The following is a 19,168-nucleotide window of genomic DNA, read 5'->3' as shown; positions in this document are numbered from 1 at the left end:
CTCCTTTCAATCAACCTCGACCTTTAAAAGCCTTGTTTCGGTATTTCTACTTCCTCTTGACCGTCATGAATAATTTCAATTTTGCCCCCACCTGCTGAGCATTGGGTATGGCAGCGGCTTAATAACGCTTGCTTCCCCTCGATATTGACATTTTCCATGCCTTCCATCCAATCAATGGAGCATGTTGGTGTACATGGCTTTTGCAACTGTAAACAAACACCAAAGGTTGGAATGTTGTCAGGGTTTCGATCCCCTATATTCATTACGGCTTTCTCTTTAATATAAACGCCATGGTCTTGCGGCAAATTTAAATAATTGAGATGGCTACCATGTTCACATGAAATGATTGCTCCATGTACGACATAACTAAATTGCTCCTGTTCTGAACCTTCTGTTTCCAAACTTTCTACAACTTGAGCCATTAACTATCCTTCCTTTCGGCTATCGATTGAACACTGTTTCAAACTACGACAGTGTTTTGGAATGATTTATTAGAATGATCTATCGACTTTGTAGTTTTACTCGTTGCAGCTGAATCCCGAGATATGGTCGTCGTAGCATACTTTCTGCCACATCTAAATTGACGATGGTGAATGATTCCTTTTTGCCGTCGACTTGAAAAATACAATCCAGTTCCACTTTCTTCGGGTCAATTACGAGCTCCTTTATTTGTCCATCTGGATAATAAGCCGTCTCATCGGAAATACAGTTCTTCTTTACAATGTCCATAAGCCAATGCACACGCTGTGTTCCTTTCTTCACATCTGTAAAGACAATGGCTGTAAATTCTAAGTTATCCTCATATTTCACTAATAACCCTTTTAAATCATCCGACACGATTCTTCGAGGCTTCTCTAAATAATCGAGATATACCGCGTTCTCTTTTTCTATTACTTCCCCGAATACAGATGAACAGACAAAGTTATCATCGAGGTCTGTTTTGAAAGGAATAATTGGATTTGTAATGCTTTGATCTTGCCGAACAATAAAATACTCCATCTTTTCCTCCTGTAACTATCATTTCTATCGATTTCAAAGTTAATGAATCCAATGAATGTCATTTATCTGGTCTGGGCTAAATAGACACTTCTCTTGATCGCGTTTAAAAAAGGTAGCTCCTTTTAAATTAGCACCTGTAAAATTAGCGCCTGCAATCTGCGCAAACTCAAATTTTGCATTTTCCAAATTCGCATGACTGAAATCAGTGCCTAGGTAACAGGCAACTTCGTCATCGGGAAGCATTAGCGTTTTTCCTTGTGCATGTGTAAAATTAGCGCCTGCTAAATTGGCATTTCGAAAATCTGCATCTTGAATGGCTGCGTATGAAAAATCAACATTCGCTAAGCTACAATCTACAAAACTAGTACCGACGCAAACACTTTGTTTCATTGAAGCCCCTTCTAAGTCACTGCCATTGAAATTCGCATAAGAAAAGTCCATTTGGTCGAAAAGTTTTTGCTGTAACTGTAGGCTTGAGAAATTTTCAAACGTATATGATTTATCCATCTCGTTTTTCCCTAACCACGAGAGAAGATTCTGTTCCACCCGTTCCCGTTCGTCGAACATCGCAACATCTTCACTAAATCCTTTATATTCACCGACACGAAATCGCAAGCACGCAGCTCGCTGGAAGTCTATTTCAGGTACGCTTTCTTGTTGATAGCGAAAAAGATAGCGTACCAATTGAATGATATACTGATGAAACAGAATCACAGTTTGTTGAATAATTCCTCGAACGTCAGCTGCTTGGATAGCGAGATATGGTTTTCTTTCTTTTTCAAGCGTTTTGTGTAGATCTATAATCGCCTCACTAAGCCATTCCGCTTCATACTGTGCCGTACATTCTCCCCAATCGTAGTACCATTTTTCTCCATACGCTTCTAGCAAATACGTACACTTGTTATCTAGTAACGATGTTCGTAACAATGAAAAATGAATAAAGGCAACTGGTGCCAACTTCCCTTGCCCCTGCCGATTTCCAATATTTGCAAACAATTGTTCAAGCGAGTGAATGATTGGTTTTAGTAAGACTTCCTTCTCTTGGCGAAACTGTCGATCAACCTTCTCTTGCAATCGGCTGACATGAACTGACACGCATTCATCCATAAAATGCTGTAATGCTTCTTCTCGTTTCATGCGTCCACATCCTCATTAATTTGCTCGTACTTCTGTTCCTTTAATCTCCATTTTGTCTTCCATCTTGATTGAACTGTCTTTACAAGTCATCTCTATTTTCTCGGTCGCATTAATCATAATTTGCTTCGCATTGATGGCGACTTTATCTGTTGCTTGCAAGGTAATATTTTTATCACTTATGATGGAGATCCCATTATCATCCATAAGCGAAATCATTAATCCTCCACCAGATATGACAATCCGATCCGGTGCAAGTAGAATTTGTTTACCGTGCTTCGTTCTGAGTGTTTTGACATCTGGATCGGCCATCCGCGCTGGGTCTTGGCGACTATCCTCTGGTGGTGCAGGTCTTGACCCGCCACCTCCACCACCGCCACTAGCACTGGCACTTCCACCGCCTCCTGGACTAGGCGGATTCGTCGCTGCTAACATCGAACCAGATTGTGGTGGTGCTTTTGATACGGAACTAATCGCAATCCCTTCATCCTCACGATTGCCTGGGAAATAGATTCTAACGTTATCAGATAGCTCCGGCATGAAGTACCATCCTGTATTATCTTCTGATGCATAGATCGTTGAATATGGAAACCAATAAGCTGTGTCTTTTTCTTGACCCTCATCGAAATCAACATGAATACGAATTTTGTCCCCCGCAACATCAATTACTTTCCCTTGAATGGAGGCACCAATAATAGCTTGATTATAAGTAGTGTGGACACTGAAGCCGTTCTGAGGTGTTAACGTATAAATATGCTTGAACAAGCCATCTTTTAAAGTTGAGTAGATTTTATAGACATACAATTTTTTTGATTGGAATGTAACTTCATTGCCGATTTTGAATGATTGGAACGATTCTACTTCATAGTACATGTAGTCACTATCAGTAATACCGTCTAGATGATTTTTACTGGACACTAGGAAATTACCAATCGCCTTTTTAACTCGATAATTGATGGCCTCCATTTTCTGCGTGCCCCCGGCTTGAAACGGTACGCCGAAGTAAAACTTTGCGGCTGGGTGAACCGTATCTGGCACCAGACCTGTATGGAATCGTGATGCCATTCGTTTAAGAAACTCCCAATCTGTCTCTATATATTGCATCGTAAAGCGCGCAATAGTAGAGCCCTTTGAGGCATAATCCATGAAATCTGCACCTTTTTGATCAGCAATACATGCATTAATTAATTCACTATAGGGCATACTCGCATTTTGATAAGTTTGATTTTTCTTCTTCACATCCAACAAATACGTATGCGAAACTGCTTTAACCTCCAAATAATAGGTGCCCAAAACTGATTTTACTTGTACATCTAATGCCAGCCCATTAAAGATCGGAATAGTTTGTCCACCACTGCCGATTTGCACGACTTCAATAGCCGTTTCTGCATCCGTCATATATACATAGGAATCTTCGAATTCATCTGGAATCACACCCGTTAAATGCAATGTAGCATGCTCATTCATTTGTTGCGTAATTTCGATTTGATCGACGCGAATATTATAGGGCATCACGATGATATCTTTATACGTCAAGGCCGTTTCCTTACTCATTCGACAACACCTTCCCCATCTAATAATTTGTTTTCAACAACGATAGATTCCATCATGCCGTAAGCAATGGGCTTCCAAATATCCATCTCTTTTTTCAAACAATTAACCGAGCCCATCGTCACATTCTCGCCTACTATAAACAAAAACATTAAATTATAAATCTTGTTATCTAGTGCTGGCGAAATGAAGTCAAAGTAACCAATTTGTAGACCGTTAACTTCAATCATGGCGGTATCCAACATTTTTGTAGTTGGCTGCGTTTTTTGAAGGATGTTCCTCATGGCCTCTGTGAAGTCTTCTAATTCCTCTTCTTTTACCTGTTGTTCCATGATTTTCAGCGTGACATTGATGGACGTACTTTCGCTTGTATAAATATAATCGGGTCTACGACTGGATGGATATTTAATATCCATTAATTCAGGCTCCATCACGTCAAAGGTTGCAGGCATACACATCCGGATTTGATCCTCATAAAAACTCATTTCTTTAAACTCAATCGTTTCATCTTCAATTATGAGCTGACCATCATTAATCGCTTTCACAATATCAGTATTTAATAATTGGTTTTCGATGTTCTCCATTCGTTTCTTCTGCCTTGCATGTTTCGTCATCTCGATTACTTCTTCATCCATGAAATTCATTTTTTTCGCTCCTTTGTTTCGATTCTTTTTTCTCTATCTCATAGCCTTGTCATTTTTTGCTTTCCTATTAAGGCTAACTCAGCTGACATGATTGAAAATAGCTTCGGCATACGAAACGAAATCTTTCCTTCCATGACATGCTGAATCAATGACCGGTATTTCCTGCTCATCTATATTACAAAGTCCTAGGGAATGCTCCTCATACGATGTTTATCTTTCTTATAAAACCGCTTCCTTTTGAGCTATTTCACGTTGTCCATTCTTGAACATTTCTTCATCAGTAGACTATCAGCTAGTCAACAATCATGCGCTTTGGTCGCCCTTGACTGTGACCTGTCATACGACCACCTCGTTTTGATTCCAATAAAATACGGTTCAAGTATTTATGAATTTGACTATTAGAAAATGTTTGGTAGTCTAGCTCTAGTCGATTGCAAATATAAAAATCGATTGCATCTCGTTGAACCCGTTCCTGATTTATGCACTCAAAAGCAAAAGCTATATCGTATGGATTCGCTGGGCGATTTTTTAACAGCTCTCGTGCAAAATAGTGCAAAATGATTGGATGGTAAGTGCTTTTTTGAAAACCTGCATACTGGCTGTGAAGATAATTAACCGTATTGTATTCAGTCGCAATATCGAAAAAATCAATATACTCCGAACGAAGTTTTGCACCCGATTTTAATTTAAAGCGCGCCAACTCTAGCTCATTATTCGCAAGCTCTAATGAATCATCTAGGACTATTTCTGTTGTGAAATTTCTAAAATCTAATTCATTCACTTCTTCAGCAAATCGTACTTTTAGAATCGTTTCGCTTCCTGTTGCCTCATAAGGAAGCTCGTAGCTACTATGTAGCATATAGAGCTTTCCGTTATGCTTAATAATGCCTTTCGCTATTATGAGGCTTTTATCTGCTACGATAATATTGGCACCAGCAATAATGCCATTAGAATAATCTTGGAAATATAAATCTAAAAATTCTCTTGGGAAATCTCGCAAATTTTCTAGCATTTCTCGCTTTAAAATGCGGCCCTTTTGAAAATGTGGAAATTGATTGGCAAACAAGCTGTCACCCACCTCTTTTCTTGTTTTTCACTGTTTACTTTAATCCATCAAAGAAATCCAGCTCAGACAAATCGGTTTCAAAGGCAAAGAATTCCTTGCTTCCGATAAACAACTGTTCGTCTTTTCTCGCTACTGGAACTACATGGAAGCCCCAATTATCTTCGCCTGCAAAGACAAAGAACTTCACTTCTCCATTCGTGATGGAATCCGTCTCGTCTTGCGGAATTTTATCTTGATAGTGCATGGCAATATTCTCATAAAGAACAGGTGCATAATCTTCCTGACGATTTAAGTAAGTGTATTTAAACGATGAGTGATCGTCGTTGCCTGTGAGGAAGAACTCCACCTCTTTTACTCCCCATGGACGAGAAATCGTACCGTGAATTTGATTCAATCTTTCTAAGCTACTAATCAGTAATTTTTCCTGACGATTATGTGTAAAGGCACTGACAGCATAAGGGACAACTGGTGCATGGTTCGTCACTTCTGTTTCAATCATGCCGATTTTCTTGGCATTTAAATAACGAAGCGCTCCCCTTAAACAAGCAAGCTTTAACTCTGGAACTTTACCGATATTTTCAGCCTTTTGTCTAAACTCAATGCTGCGTCCTGGTACAAATTCCTTTAAAGCCTCGCGAAATGCGTCTATTTTACAGGATTGTCCCGTCAACTTAATGATGGAATAGTCACTCAGGATGCCACTCTCATAAAACTCCTCTAAAAACTCTCGCACGATATCATAAATATCTGCCTTTATGAGATGATTGATTTCTTTAATGTTGAAAAAGACGTTTGGGAAGTCATAAACTTCTTTAAATTGATTGTTTTCTACCAACGACAGGCACCAGCGATCTACTGCTGTGACATTTAAATCACTATCGTGCTGCATATCGTTATCCGCATAGAAACGACTTCTTAATATACCTGTTTTGCGGAAAAATTCCTTCTTCATCTCTTCTGCCATTTCCCATAAGAAATAGTAATTATTGCGTACACGTAGGTATTCATCACGTGTGCGATTTTCATATTCCTTAAAGCGTGTAGGGATAATAAATTCGGCATCTACAAAGGCTTTTTCGAATTGCTCGTACACCGCTTCTACGCCATGATCGTCTACATATCGATAAATATCCTTACCAGGAATATCGATTAATGCATCGATATCATAATCATTTTTTCCTCGACTATAATAGTTGGCAAAAACGATTTTCATAAATTGGAAAATACGATACGTAATATTGTTGCCACCAAAATTCGTATCTCCATTTTCATAGGTAGTATGAATATCAATTTTGTAAGAAATATGGCCGTCCTCTATGCGAAACTTACAAGAAGAAAGGTCTGTTGTTCCGCCTCCACAATCGATCACAAGCGCTTTATATTCCTTGCCATCGAGAAAACTATCGTTCTCTATTTGATTGGCGATTGTATTATAAAGAACCGACATCCCTTCATCGAGAGCATGCTCAGTTTCGATTTGGTATTCAGGTAAAATCGCACGAAACATATCTAAAAATTGTGTTTTCAGCTTCACAGGACTGGAAATATGTAAATGCTTGAAGCGACATTTAAATTGATGCTCCGCCATTCGAATAATATAAAGCATAAACTCTCTTAAAATTTGGCTTCGTGGAACAAGTGCAGTATTCCCGTTAGCATCCATCACCTCTTCCAGCTTGGCATAGTTACTAACCCATCGCTTAATACCTTGGAATTTCGTAGCCAATGATGTATAGCTATTTTTCTTCATCATTTTTAACGCTTCATAGCCGTAGTGATAGTTTACTTGGTCTGCATTTGAGCAATCTGCGACAGTCATGACCGTCGGCACTACTTCGATCCATTCGTTTTGATGAAGTGGGTCTGGAAATTGCACAAAATTGATGCTATTTAGCTGAATTCTGTCATTTAATAAATCATGACTGCAAGGAGAGGACACATAATCACTCTCTAAATAAACTCCAGCCGTTGTATTTGTTGTACCAAAGTCAATCGCAAGAATGGCATTCGTTGTTTCCAGCTGTTTCATCTCTAAATCTGGTATTGGAACTTTGTAATAATGAAGATTTGTTGGCGGAAGTGGGGTCTCCTGATAATACGTCTTATAGATATACTCAGAATCTTGCTTTCTTAAAAAAATAAAGCTGTAGTTTTTATTGTTTGTCTTCCGAATTCCAATTGCTTGGTCAGCAGCGAAATAGTATTGATTTGGGACTTCGTCGTCTTTAAGGATATTAAGAATGCCGCAAAGTTCCAGCTGCTCATTGACTAGCAGTACGTTAGATTCAACAAGAAAACCGCCTGTTTCCAAGAAATACTGATCGGGTTTATCAATCTTCATTCCGCTATATAAGCTCATTTTGGCAGGAATTTTAATGTCACCATTGTCAGACATCGGTGTTTTTAAATACTCTTGCATGGCCGCTTCTACTCGTTCAAAGCCCCCATCCTTTTTTTCTCTAATAAGAGGGTTTTCTTCAGAGCCACGGTATCTTAAAATTTTGTCGATTAACTCGTCTCTTGTCAGTGTATTAATAAGCCCAGTCACAAGCTTTTCCTTATAGCAAATATTTCTAAGCTGGAAGGTTGTCATTTCCATTAGTTCTACTCGTGTATAGGTCATATATTTCTTTTCTGTATTACGCTTATTGGCATACAGTTTATATGAATATTTAGTTGTCATTGGAATCCCTCCTCTTCCCCTATTTAGTAAAGAGCTATTCGATCTAGCTTCATCGTTTCCTCAGCATCAATAATGCCAAAATGATATTGCCAATAAACCTCCATATGAAAGCCTATTGGCAGAAAAATTTCTTGTACAAGCTGTACCTTTCGCTCATTCTGTTCTGTCTGCTTTTGACGGATGTATAAAAGCAGCTCATCCTGGTCCTCCGATTTTACATAAATCATGCAATTTTTAAAGAGCCTTTTCAGCGTATCCTTTAATAAGTAAATCTCTTCACCAGTCCTGTACAGTCTTATCATATTGAGTGCAACTATTTCTTGCTCCTTTTTCGTAAAGGCGTGAATATTGTCCCGCACCAATTTACCAAATACATCGGCCTCGATTTCCCGTAAGATAAAGCGAATATAGAACTCTCTCTTATTCATGCCCTGCATACGATCAATTTCAGCTAAGAAATGCAATCCTGTATCTAAAAGATAATCCCTAAACTCTATATCTGAATTATTATCAGGATGGAAAAGACCATTAAAAATTCCGTAATAGCGATAATACGGATTTACTTCAACGTGCTGGTCAACATACTGTGTATTTAATAGTTGTGGACTTAGTTCCATATAAGGTGAATAGGCTTCGGCAAGGTGAAAATAAATATCCTTTTTAGAAAGTCCTTCATCCTCAGCTTTAATGAGCAAATCCCAAATATAGTTCATAGCCACACACCTACACATTCATATTCGAAGAAATGTCGTTGCACTTCTGATACGAGGAAGCTTAAAATATCGTTTGCGATAAAGTTTCTCTCCTCTTTCGCCTTAAACTTTAATAGCATCGTTTTTCTATGATTATTTTCTCCTATCATTTCCGTTAAGAACGTGTTCGCGGAGTGCGTAAAGCTTGTTCCCGAGAAAGATTCCACTATTTCGACATCTACAAGCTCAAATTGATTAGCTGCCTCAAAGGAGTTAATCATACGAGTAATTTCACCCTTCGTTTTAACAGTAGCCGTATATTTGTTAGCGAATTTGTGTATAAAATGCTCGATTCTTCGATTTGATACAAGCTCGTAATTTAATTTCCCGATCTTCTCATCTTCCATCTTTGCAATTTTGATAAGCTGCCATACCCCTGACTTATCCTGGGGTGAAACAATGGTTAATTCATTGTCTGAGCGTTTAACGTAACGAACATTATCCTCTTCGGCCTCAACAAGATAGCCATGCTCGTTTCCGATTTTACGTACGGAAAGTACATGTTCAAAATTCACCTTATCGATAGCAGGGACGGGAAACCCGACATTTTTGACCTCATGGCGTTCAATATTCCATAGCGGAACGATATTTAGGCGTTTTTTGTCCTCATACTCTTCTAAATCAACGATTATTTCAGTAATTTCAGCATTCTCATCTAAAGATGGGCAATCTACTAAATTGACATTAAAAAATTTATAGACGAATGGATGATTAATAGTTTTCCATGGTAAGCCGTTTATTTGGAAGAGCGGATATAGCTTGTTTATCTCTTGTAAATAGTCCAGATTTTGAGTAAGGCTGACTTTAATCTCTACTTGTCCTTCTGTCGTTACTAGCCTTCCATTAAAGCGTCGCTGCTCAGCAAGTAACTGTTGAATTTGCATGGAATCACACGCTAAAAATAAGGTGAACAGCACTGCAGGTTCATTGTTTTTAAATGATTCAAGCAGTTTTTTTTTATTGATTGATTTACTTTCTAAATCAGCTGGTCGCATCGGGAATAAGCATTCATGAATAGGGTCAACATCCTCCCTAGAACTTAACGTCACATAAATATCAAACCTATTCTCAGCATCATCTATTTCATTGAATACGCGGTCTTCAAGCCTTTTGTTCATTTCATCCTGATAGTCGATTAAATTTACAAAAACGCCACTTACAATATCCTTTAGCAGTTGACGTTGCTCTAAATCCTCTATTTTGCGTAACCGTTCAATCATGAGCTCTTTTATCAATTTATTTTCCCTCTTTCATCACTTCAGCATCAGATGGCTCACTAGCAGCTGTCCCTCCATTCGTAGGCGGGGCTGCCTGATCAGGTGGCGCTGTATCGGCGGCTGGTGCTTGAGGAGGTGGATTTAATTTATCATTGGCGTTCATAACCTTTCGCTCAAGACCTAAAACCTTGGACAGCAACTCTGTCTCCTGATAAATTTCCTGTGCAAGTGTATAATATTCAATTGCTTTCCCAAACTCTTGGCGTGCATAGCTCTGATCTCCGCTTTTTTCTAAGCCTTCTGCCTTTAATTCTTTCTGGGCCTTTTTCAATTCAGCAATTTTAGCCTCTGTTTCTTCTATTTTTGTCTTTATTTCAGGTTCGCCAGTAAAGGCAATTGTCAGCGCTTTTTTTCTTGCCTTTTGATACGTTTCAAGAGCTCCATTGTAATCCTCTGCCTCAAATCGGAAATCTCCATCTTTCACAGCTTCAGCAATTTGTACAATGGTATCCATATTAGCGATTCTTTGTTCAACTACTGCTTTCCCAAAGTCTTTTATAAGCTTTCCTTCTTTTTTAGCCTTTTCATATTGCTCAAGGGCATCGTTAAATTTACCTTCTTCTGCTGCTTTATCTCCACTGATAATCAGATCGGTAACTCTTAATTTTCTCGCTAGTACATTTCTATGTATTGGATCCTTCAATTTTTTAGCAGCATTTCTGCCCTCACTATATTCCAGCAGTGCCTTATCATAAGTTCCATCTTGAAAATACTGGTTTCCGCTCTTTTCATGATCTTTCATCTCAACGGTTAATTCAGCCATTTTTTTAGCTTGCTTTGCCTGATAAAAAATCGTGCCTCCACCTACGACCAAAGCTAGGATTAATGCAGCTACAATCATTTTGATGTATTTCATTTTTTTCTTATTTGTTTCCTGGTAAACCTTGTTAGCAAATATAGCGGCGACTGTGTAATTATTGACCACTTTCTTTTGCCTGCTTAACAGGACCTCTTCTAATACATCAATGTATTTCTCAGGCTCTTTTGCATCTTCCAACGCATCTGCCATTTCAATTTCATTGACATCTTCCCAAAAGCCGGCTGTACAAAGCACTAGTACATCGTCATCCATTAACTTCATTTTCTTTGAAACAAAAGGCTGGAACTCTTTTGGTTTGCCCAAATAGTTTAGTAAATTGGTTCTTTCCTCGTGCTGGCTAATATCGAGCGAACGGTTCCTATCATTCACTAGCTCTTGTGCTAAGCTTTGATCCGTGCTTTTAAACGTTAAAGTCCCATTACGGAAATGATATAATCTCGAATTTCCTGCAACGGCAACAATCATCTTTGAGTAATCCGAGACGACAATGACAATACTAGCCTTCAATCTCACCCTTAAGCTTTGAGCTTGAAGAATATCTTGTGCATATTTTAAGTAATGTTTAATTTTCCGTCTGGACATGGATGGCTTTTCCATGAATTTTTCTAAAATTGCCTTTACAGCAAGCTCTGCACTACTAATTTCCTGATCAGAATCTAACCCTTTTACAGCTACCCAGCAGGCAACATCGTCCAGCTCTGTATAGGCAAAGTAATCTTTATTTTGCAAAAATGAGCCCGCTTCGGATAAAAAGCTTGTTTTAAAGTTGCTATTTTCCTTTCTCATGATTACTCCTCCTCATTTACTGACTCATTTAAAGACACATGTAAAATAATTACCATGTTTTTTCTAAAATAACAATGGTTGCATTATCTTGATTTTTTAAGCGTTTTTGTTCAACGGCTTTTATCATGTCTTGAGCAATATCATAGGGAGTAGCTTGCTGAGAGAGAATTTTCTCCATTTCAACCTCTGTTAAAGTATCATAGACGCCATCACTAAATAGACATACTTTATCCCCTCTATTTAGCTGAATCGGACTTTTTCCGATATCCATATTTTTAAAGCCTTCATACCCTAAATAATTGATAAGTCTCTTTTTCAAAGGATTTTCCTGCACCTCAAGCTGAGATATTTCACCAGATATATATCGCTCAGTTAACACTGATTCAAAAATATGCTTTTGATTGATGGCCTTAAATTCTCCATTGCGGAAAATGGTAATGACACTATCTCCAACGGCTCCCCAATGAAGAAATCCGTTATCATCAATAACGGCTGCCACTAATGTAGTACCACCGTTCGAGCCATTTAAATTTTCGACAATCATATGATTACTTGCAAAAGCGGCCTCCTTAAAAAATTTTTCTAGGGCATTTAGACCGCTAAGCTTTTTAAATTCTTCAATAAATGTATTGACAGCAACCGTACTTGCCATCCTACCGTTTGCTAAACCACTGATGCCATCTGCTAGTACAGCGATTGTTCCATCTTTCGTTTCTGCTGTAGAGAAATAATCATCCTGCTCATCACGTCTGCCAATCGTTTGACCATTTCCGATTGCTATTTTTGTTTTTTCATTTTGTTGCGCAAGCATGTTTCTAACAATTAATAATGCAAAGAGTACAACGATAAAAATAAGTGCAATTATGTATGGCAGTAGTTTCTGATCCATCCGTCATCATCCCTCACTGTTGTTGTTTTCCCATTCAAAATGAACACCACATAAGGGAATAAAGAGAAACATACTTCCGCCTAACTGAATTACATCATACGCTGCTAGCTCTGTTGGCGTATAAACCGCTTCATTGTTAAGATAAGCTAAGCCTGATGCATCTCCAGGAAGAAGATAGAAATTCCTTTTTTTAGGATCATAGACAATCACAGCATGGTTACGTTGAGAAATCGAATTGTCTCCAACAATACGAATGTGCATATCCTCAGCTCTACCAATAAAGTTTTTTTCCGATAAAATTCGATAGTCTCGACCCATTTGAGGTCCTTCAATACAAACAAGCCATCCTGTTACTGGATCAATTCCATCCATTTCTCCAAGGTATGGCATTGTTTTATCATCTAACTCTGCTACAGCTGTTTGCTGGCTACTTGGCCTTTGCTCCTGTTCTACCATTACGTTGCAATACGGACATACATTTCTATGTCTTCTGGAACTAAACATGTGACCATTTGTGCATCTAATCAAACTCATTTTCGCTATCCCCCGTCTATTTTTACGAATTTACTTGTCTCTATTTCACTAAAATCCGTGTATTGGCTATGTATATCGTGTCTCCATTACCTATTGGGTAAGGATTTTCGTGTTTTATTCTGTTTTTAACGCGCTTATGAGCTTTTTTTATACCAACACCATTTACCGAATCAATATCCTCTATGTACCATACTCCTGAAACATTATTTAATACGGCATGTTCATAGTTGATAAGCGATTCATATTCAGTACCATTTAAATCGATATCTGCCTTATTGTCAGCGGAACTTTTCCCAATAAGTAATGACGTTGAATCACCGATTTCCCATTCATCTATTTCAGCTCCTCGATCATTGAGGAGAACTAATTTTCGAATTTTCTTGTTTGTCACATTGTTATTTTCATCTCTAGCTTCATACTTTATAGAGCCATAAATTATTGCTAGTATGCCTAGCATTAGTCCAATAATTGTTTTTAAAATAAAATCCTGATTCATGACAAATACGTATAGAATGAAAAAGAAGGTGATTATGACAATAATAATATCGATAATTTTTATAACCTTTTGTTTCTTTGCATTTTCAGTGTATGCATCCATTGGGTATCACACTCCTCCATACTAGCTATGGCTTCGTTTACTTGTTAAAAAAACGTTCAAATAAATCAGTTGTATCTAGTGGATTCTTCTTTGCATTCTTATTAAGGGTCGATCCCGTTTCCTTTGTTTTAGGATTAAAACCAAAAAAATGCTCAAAGTTCTTTTCAATATTGCTCATATTAAAATCTGGCTTTTTTTCAGTAGACTGTGGGCGTGAAGACTGTTTTTCAGATGTCTGTCCACTGCCCCAACTTTGACTAGCTCCATCTAGTCGAGCATCATATGCTTCTCTTGAAGCTGGATCCTTTAATACTTTGTATGCCTCTGTCACTTCTAAAAAAATCTTTTCTGATTCTTTATTTCCACCGCTCACGTCTGGATGATGTTTTTTTGATAGTTTTCTGTAAGCTAGTTTTATTTGTGCTTGCGTGGCGTCTCTACTAACACCTAAAGTTTCATAATGCGTTTTCATATTTTTCATCCCCAATATTAGGATTATTCAAAATTATCTAAGGAACTATGAAAGTCCCTTAGATAATGTGGAGTAGCTATCAAGCAGCAATCTTAAACAGCGTAGCCGCCTTCGATTTTCGCCAAGTCTGTTTTGTCTTTCTTTTGCTTAATGAATAAGTAGAATTCACCAATACCTTCTGTGTCACCATACTTTTCTGAATAGTCAACAACGAAAGCATTTGGGAAGTGAATTTTTCTTACTACTTGATCAGCAGAAATAACTTCTAACGTTACTTTACGGTAACAGTCAGCTTTTTCAGCTGGTACTAATGACCATAATCCTAATTTCATCGTGTCATCAGAATTATCACCATCAGTTGCAGTAAGAATTTTACCTTTTACTTTTAAAGTTGCTCCTACATCTGTAGAACGTGCGTTAGAGTCATTTGGTGTATCTGTTTCATACTCCACAGTCATAATGCTATCTAACCCTAATTCAATTGCTTCTGATCCTTCTACTTTTAATACAAAACCCATTCTCATTACCTCCTGAAATTTGTTTGAATCGTCTCAAAAAATCGTTTTGGGTGAAAATGTATAACTTGTTGTATACATTCCTCTATGCCTAATGCAAATACATGAAGCATGGAGAAATATGTAATGTTTTCACCTTACAATTAATGGAGGATTCTATTTATGTTAAAAGATTTATGAAAAAATCTTAAACATACGACTTAAAAAAATTTTTAGTGTATGTGTAAACTTGTTAGGCCTTAACAGCACTACTTGCCTTTGTAATCATAACTTCAAGATTCTTCACATTACCGTTAAACACTAGGTCAATCTGACAAGTGCTTGTTTTTTCATCGATAATGTAGCCGATGTCATCTCCATCGTGAATAATGGAGTTTACATAGCCTTTATCATTAATCCATTTACTTTTTTGACTACTTGGATTATTACTAAAGAATCGAACGATATTTTCGTGTTTAAAGTCACCAGATTGGAATCGTAAAATTCTCTCAATATACGTACTCACTTGAGTTTTGTAGATTGAATCGAATCCATCTTCCTCCATCGCTAAACTTCTAGCTTTATACACTGTAATTCGTTTAATGTCTTTATCTTGAAGCTGTGCATTTTCTGATGAGAATACAAAGCCAAAACTTCTGCTGTTAATGGCATCTTTAATATTATTAGTAAATCCTGAGATTTCTTTTGCCATCGTTGTAACGGCTCTTAGTGAGTTATCACCAGCTTCAATATCGAAGCGTACGCCAGGATTATTTCTCTGAACGTTTTTGAAAGAGTCTTTCAAATATTCCGGACATTGATAAGCTGAGACAATACCTGCCGCTACATAGCTAGCACCAACATAAACGCCCTCTATCCAAAGTTTTAAAATATCCTCTTTTTCTTTAGATAATCGAGCTCCATTTTCTGTTGTCTGCATTCTTGTATCAATGATTACACCTGATTTATCTTTAGGAATAATAGTGAAGTTTGGTAAACATGGTATAGCAAACTCACTATAATCTTTTCGAATAAGCACTGAGCATTTATCGATCAAGCGATCAATACCTGCAGTAGCAATTCCATTGAATGTCGTTTCTTCTTCTGCCATGAAGTTGAAGAAAATCTGTATTTTATAATCTTTCACAGTATCAAGAAGGATGGATAACGATTCCATTGTATTGCCATCTTGCTTGGCAACCTTATCGTTCCCTTTAAATCTAGCTCTACTTACTTTCATTTTTCCGGAAGCTTCTAGTTCTAGTGCAGGGACAATTCCATACCATACCGTATCTGTAAAGTCATTTTTGGAGTTAACCGTGTTTAAATACGTGCGTAATCGTGGTAGATTATTACTTTTAACGAGCATATCTAACTTTGTGTTCGTTACAAGTAACGAGGGCTGCATACCTTTGTTTTTAGTTGCATACTGATCAAAGTACATTTTTACGCCTAATAGTTTTTCAACTAATGGCTTCACTGTTTTTACAAATTCATCCTTAGCATCCTTATAGAATTCTAAGTAAGTATTGTAGTTTTGTACCTCTGTCTCTACATCCAATTCAGCTCTCACAGCTGGCAATGGAGAGAACGTTCTTACGACTAAATCTTTGACATAAGAGGATGGTGATTCTGTAATCGCCTCATAGTCCTCTTCAAAAACTGTGCTTAAACCATAGTTACTATTTTCTTCAATAACCATCAGTTCCGAGCTATTATTTTGTGGTGCCTCAATGATTTTTAATTCACCACTGTCGCCAATAGAAAGTGTCCCAATTTGTAATTTTTCGGACTCGTCTTCATCCTGATTAGCACCTAACAATAGTCTCGTTTTAATATCTTCAATTGCTAAAGGAAGCATCGCCATGACATTGTTGTAATTTCTACTTGCCACTTCAAACATCAGGTTTAGCTTGTCCCCTGTATCCAATTTTTTTGGATCGCCTTCATCTAATTTGTCATATTCACCATATAGATAATGGATTTCTTTTCGGACTTGTCGAATGTCGTCCATAACCTTTTTAGGAGAGATCATATCGAGCAAATTTTCAAACTTAAAGTCAACGTTCGCAATGCCCTGACTTCTTTTCGTATCAATGAGGGTAAATAACATCTTTAAAAAATCATTATTTTGGTCAATTGCTATTTCAGAAATACAGTCATCTTGAATTCCTTCAGGTTTTTTTAATGTATACATAACCTTTTGGTTAGCAGCATTGTAGAATGAGTAAACCGTCGGAGAAAACTTATCTAAAAACTCGTCGAAGCTTTTGACAAGAAGATTTTCATTAATCTCTTTGATTTTTTCATCACTAAGACTGTCAATTCCTTTTACATCTCCAACAAGCGTAATTAAATCCATTTTTTCCGGATTAATTTCCTCAAAGAGCATGGTTCTGTTCGTTTGACTAATAATCTCCATTCAGTCGGCCGTATGATTATACAGCCATCCCTCCTTTTTGTAACAGATTTCGAGTAAGCATAGTCAATTAGTGATTAGCAAATAAAATATGATCGTAATTCACAAAACAACCTAATATGATACTATTAAGTAATAAAATGGTAATTTCGAACGAAAAAATCAGTAGTTTTTTTTCTATATGAGTATGTATGTAATTATTTATTTACAACATGCACTCATATCTAGAATTACTGATAATTCTTTTACATGCGCACTTCACTGATGACATTATGTATCACAAGTAACTATACAACATTTATTTTTATTGTCAATATTTACATTAGGATATTATGTTAAATAATTTCCATAAATGTATATTTAGTAAAAAATAAACATGTTAAAATTTATGATATTTTTTATAGAAATAAATGTATTTTTTCTTTATTTTTACTAAAAAAAACAGCTTATTGAGTAGAAACTCCTAGTCTATAAGCTGTTGAAAAGATATGAATTTTAAATCAAAAATAGTTATATAGAATCACAATTCTAAATAGGCTAGTTATTTCGAACTACCGTGTTTAAAATAGCTTTTTATCCTATTGGCAGTATTTTCAATAATAACAGCAAGTTCTAAATACTTAAGTGAAGAGCATCGTTTTTTTGCCTGCACTGCCAGCCCCCACATAATAGTTCGAGATAAAACAATACTCACTTTCTCATTATATTTTCTCACATTCTCAATTTTGTCCTCGATAATGCGTTGTGAGCTATCCATTGGGATAATATTTGTTAAAGAATAATAAAATGTTGCTGCTAAACTATAAATATCTGTATATACACCTTGCTCAGATTTATTCGAGTATTGCTCTAAAGGAGAATACCCTGGGCTAGTGAATATTTGATGATTCTCGGCAGTTTTATTAAAAATAGCCGAACCAAAATCTAGTAAATATGGATTACCTTCAGAATCTACTATTATATTACTTGGTTTAATATCACGATGGAGTATGTCTTTTTTATGTAAATAGCTTAAAGCACCAATTAGAGGAAGGAATATACTCGTGTACACATGCTCCCTATCTTCAATTGGAAAATCTTTTAAATATTTATCTAATAAAGTTCCTTCATAATACTCCATCACGATATAAATCGATTCATTTTCCTCAAAATGGTCTATGTATTTGACGACATTGTGATGATTTATTTGCTGCAAAATACATGCTTCATTTAGAAAAATAGCTTTTAAATCCTCGAATATCTGCTTTGTTGAAGGCAAACGATTAACGACTGTTTTATTATCTAAATCCCGTAAAGCTATGTCATTTGGAAAGAACTCTTTAATAATTAGCTGATTCCCTTCATTGATATTCTCCACGATATAAACTAAAGACAATTTACTAGTTGCAAGTATTTCTTTAATTTTATATGTATCTTTCAAAACACTGTTTATCGGTAAGCTCAATTCAACTTGAGTCGTCGCTTGCATTTTCGATCAATCATCCCTTTCAACACATAAACTCCGAACACTCTGTTACATCATCACCATAACTTGTGGTTGATTTCGCCTGTCATTTAGTGGGTGTTTGGACACCCACTGATAGGGGACCGCATCCGCACATCTCACCACTTTAGAGATAGGAGTCTTCTACTAATAAAAGATAAATGGCATAAGTTTTAACAAATGTCATCCGCAATTTTTGGTTATGACCATTATTTTAACTAAAATACAAATTAATGTAAGTATATCAATATACACCTTTATTATAAATAGTTCTCTTAAGTAGTTCTACATCAAATGCTGAGGTTTGGCAAAATTTGAAGTCGGCGATATGCTTGTTTCTTCTCAGGACTTTGATGGTTCTATTCATCGCTTTGGCGATTATCCTATCCGGCACTTTGACGGTTCTATGTGGCACTCTTGTGGTCCTATCCTTTTTAAGGCAAAATGAAGAGGCATGAGCCCGATATATTATGAGGGCACTGAAAAACTTGCGTTTTTTATAAATAAATTCGTTATAGAGAAAGATAGGGCGCTTCTTGTTCAATTTTGAACAGGAAACGCCCTAAT

Annotated in this window: 17 protein-coding genes; all 17 read right to left on the bottom strand. The window is 36.8% G+C overall.

The features are described 5' to 3' along the window. Positions 1–23: 23 nt before the first annotated feature. The 17 genes from ACQKN4_RS15345 to ACQKN4_RS15265 all read right to left on the bottom strand — a co-directional run bounded on the left by ACQKN4_RS15345 (position 24) and on the right by ACQKN4_RS15265 (position 18,586). Positions 24–422, bottom strand: coding sequence for a DUF4280 domain-containing protein (locus ACQKN4_RS15345; protein WP_427484099.1), 399 nt, complete (start codon positions 420–422; stop codon positions 24–26). 79 nt (positions 423–501) lie between these two features. Further along, positions 502–999, bottom strand: coding sequence for a hypothetical protein (locus ACQKN4_RS15340; RefSeq protein ID WP_079562910.1), 498 nt, complete (start codon positions 997–999; stop codon positions 502–504). Positions 1,000–1,038: 39 nt separating this feature from the next. Continuing rightward, positions 1,039–2,136: a pentapeptide repeat-containing protein gene (locus ACQKN4_RS15335; protein WP_427484098.1), complete on the bottom strand. Its 1,098-nt coding sequence runs from the start codon at positions 2,134–2,136 to the stop codon at positions 1,039–1,041. Between the two features lie 15 nt (positions 2,137–2,151). Beyond that, positions 2,152–3,687 (bottom strand): phage baseplate assembly protein V, encoded by a 1,536-nt coding sequence (locus ACQKN4_RS15330; RefSeq protein WP_427484097.1) that lies wholly within the window; start codon positions 3,685–3,687, stop codon positions 2,152–2,154. Next, complete coding sequence (locus ACQKN4_RS15325) at positions 3,684–4,328, bottom strand: hypothetical protein (protein ID WP_427484096.1); 645 nt, start codon at positions 4,326–4,328, stop codon at positions 3,684–3,686. The genes ACQKN4_RS15330 and ACQKN4_RS15325 overlap by 4 nt, the downstream gene beginning before the upstream one ends. Positions 4,329–4,620: 292 nt before the next feature. Next, positions 4,621–5,394 (bottom strand): DNA and RNA helicase, encoded by a 774-nt coding sequence (locus ACQKN4_RS15320; RefSeq protein ID WP_427484095.1) that lies wholly within the window; start codon positions 5,392–5,394, stop codon positions 4,621–4,623. A gap of 34 nt (positions 5,395–5,428) precedes the next feature. Then, a complete protein-coding gene (locus ACQKN4_RS15315; RefSeq protein WP_427484094.1) occupies positions 5,429–8,077 on the bottom strand; it encodes a molecular chaperone in 2,649 nt (882 codons plus the stop codon). Positions 8,078–8,100: 23 nt separating this feature from the next. Then, positions 8,101–8,796 (bottom strand): iron-dependent peroxidase, encoded by a 696-nt coding sequence (locus ACQKN4_RS15310; protein ID WP_427484093.1) that lies wholly within the window; start codon positions 8,794–8,796, stop codon positions 8,101–8,103. Continuing rightward, on the bottom strand, positions 8,787–10,064 hold the full coding sequence (locus tag ACQKN4_RS15305; RefSeq protein ID WP_427484092.1) for a normocyte-binding protein: 1,278 nt from the start codon (positions 10,062–10,064) through the stop codon (positions 8,787–8,789). Before ACQKN4_RS15305 ends, ACQKN4_RS15310 begins: the two co-directional genes overlap by 10 nt. Before the next feature lies 1 nt (position 10,065). Beyond that, positions 10,066–11,712, bottom strand: coding sequence for a serine/threonine protein phosphatase (locus tag ACQKN4_RS15300; RefSeq protein ID WP_427484091.1), 1,647 nt, complete (start codon positions 11,710–11,712; stop codon positions 10,066–10,068). A gap of 49 nt (positions 11,713–11,761) precedes the next feature. Further along, positions 11,762–12,601, bottom strand: coding sequence for a PP2C family protein-serine/threonine phosphatase (locus ACQKN4_RS15295; RefSeq protein WP_079562903.1), 840 nt, complete (start codon positions 12,599–12,601; stop codon positions 11,762–11,764). Between the two features lie 6 nt (positions 12,602–12,607). Then, on the bottom strand, positions 12,608–13,135 hold the full coding sequence (locus tag ACQKN4_RS15290; protein ID WP_079562902.1) for an FHA domain-containing protein: 528 nt from the start codon (positions 13,133–13,135) through the stop codon (positions 12,608–12,610). A gap of 40 nt (positions 13,136–13,175) precedes the next feature. Further along, positions 13,176–13,733: an FHA domain-containing protein gene (locus tag ACQKN4_RS15285; protein WP_427484090.1), complete on the bottom strand. Its 558-nt coding sequence runs from the start codon at positions 13,731–13,733 to the stop codon at positions 13,176–13,178. Positions 13,734–13,770: 37 nt separating this feature from the next. After that, complete coding sequence (locus tag ACQKN4_RS15280) at positions 13,771–14,205, bottom strand: J domain-containing protein (RefSeq protein WP_079562900.1); 435 nt, start codon at positions 14,203–14,205, stop codon at positions 13,771–13,773. Positions 14,206–14,297: 92 nt separating this feature from the next. After that, positions 14,298–14,723 (bottom strand): membrane-associated protease 1, encoded by a 426-nt coding sequence (locus tag ACQKN4_RS15275; protein WP_079562899.1) that lies wholly within the window; start codon positions 14,721–14,723, stop codon positions 14,298–14,300. A gap of 229 nt (positions 14,724–14,952) precedes the next feature. Further along, positions 14,953–17,121 carry a transcriptional regulator gene (locus tag ACQKN4_RS15270; RefSeq protein WP_079562898.1) on the bottom strand — a complete coding sequence of 723 codons (2,169 nt, stop codon included), beginning with the start codon at positions 17,119–17,121 and terminating at the stop codon, positions 14,953–14,955. Between the two features lie 538 nt (positions 17,122–17,659). Next, on the bottom strand, positions 17,660–18,586 hold the full coding sequence (locus ACQKN4_RS15265) for a serine/threonine protein kinase (RefSeq protein WP_427484089.1): 927 nt from the start codon (positions 18,584–18,586) through the stop codon (positions 17,660–17,662). Positions 18,587–19,168: the final 582 nt, after the last annotated feature.

Origin of the sequence: Lysinibacillus sp. NPDC093692 (assembly GCF_050280125.1) — a bacterium.
GTDB lineage: Bacteria > Bacillota > Bacilli > Bacillales_A > Planococcaceae > Lysinibacillus.
This window is presented reverse-complemented; position numbering and strand designations above follow the sequence as displayed.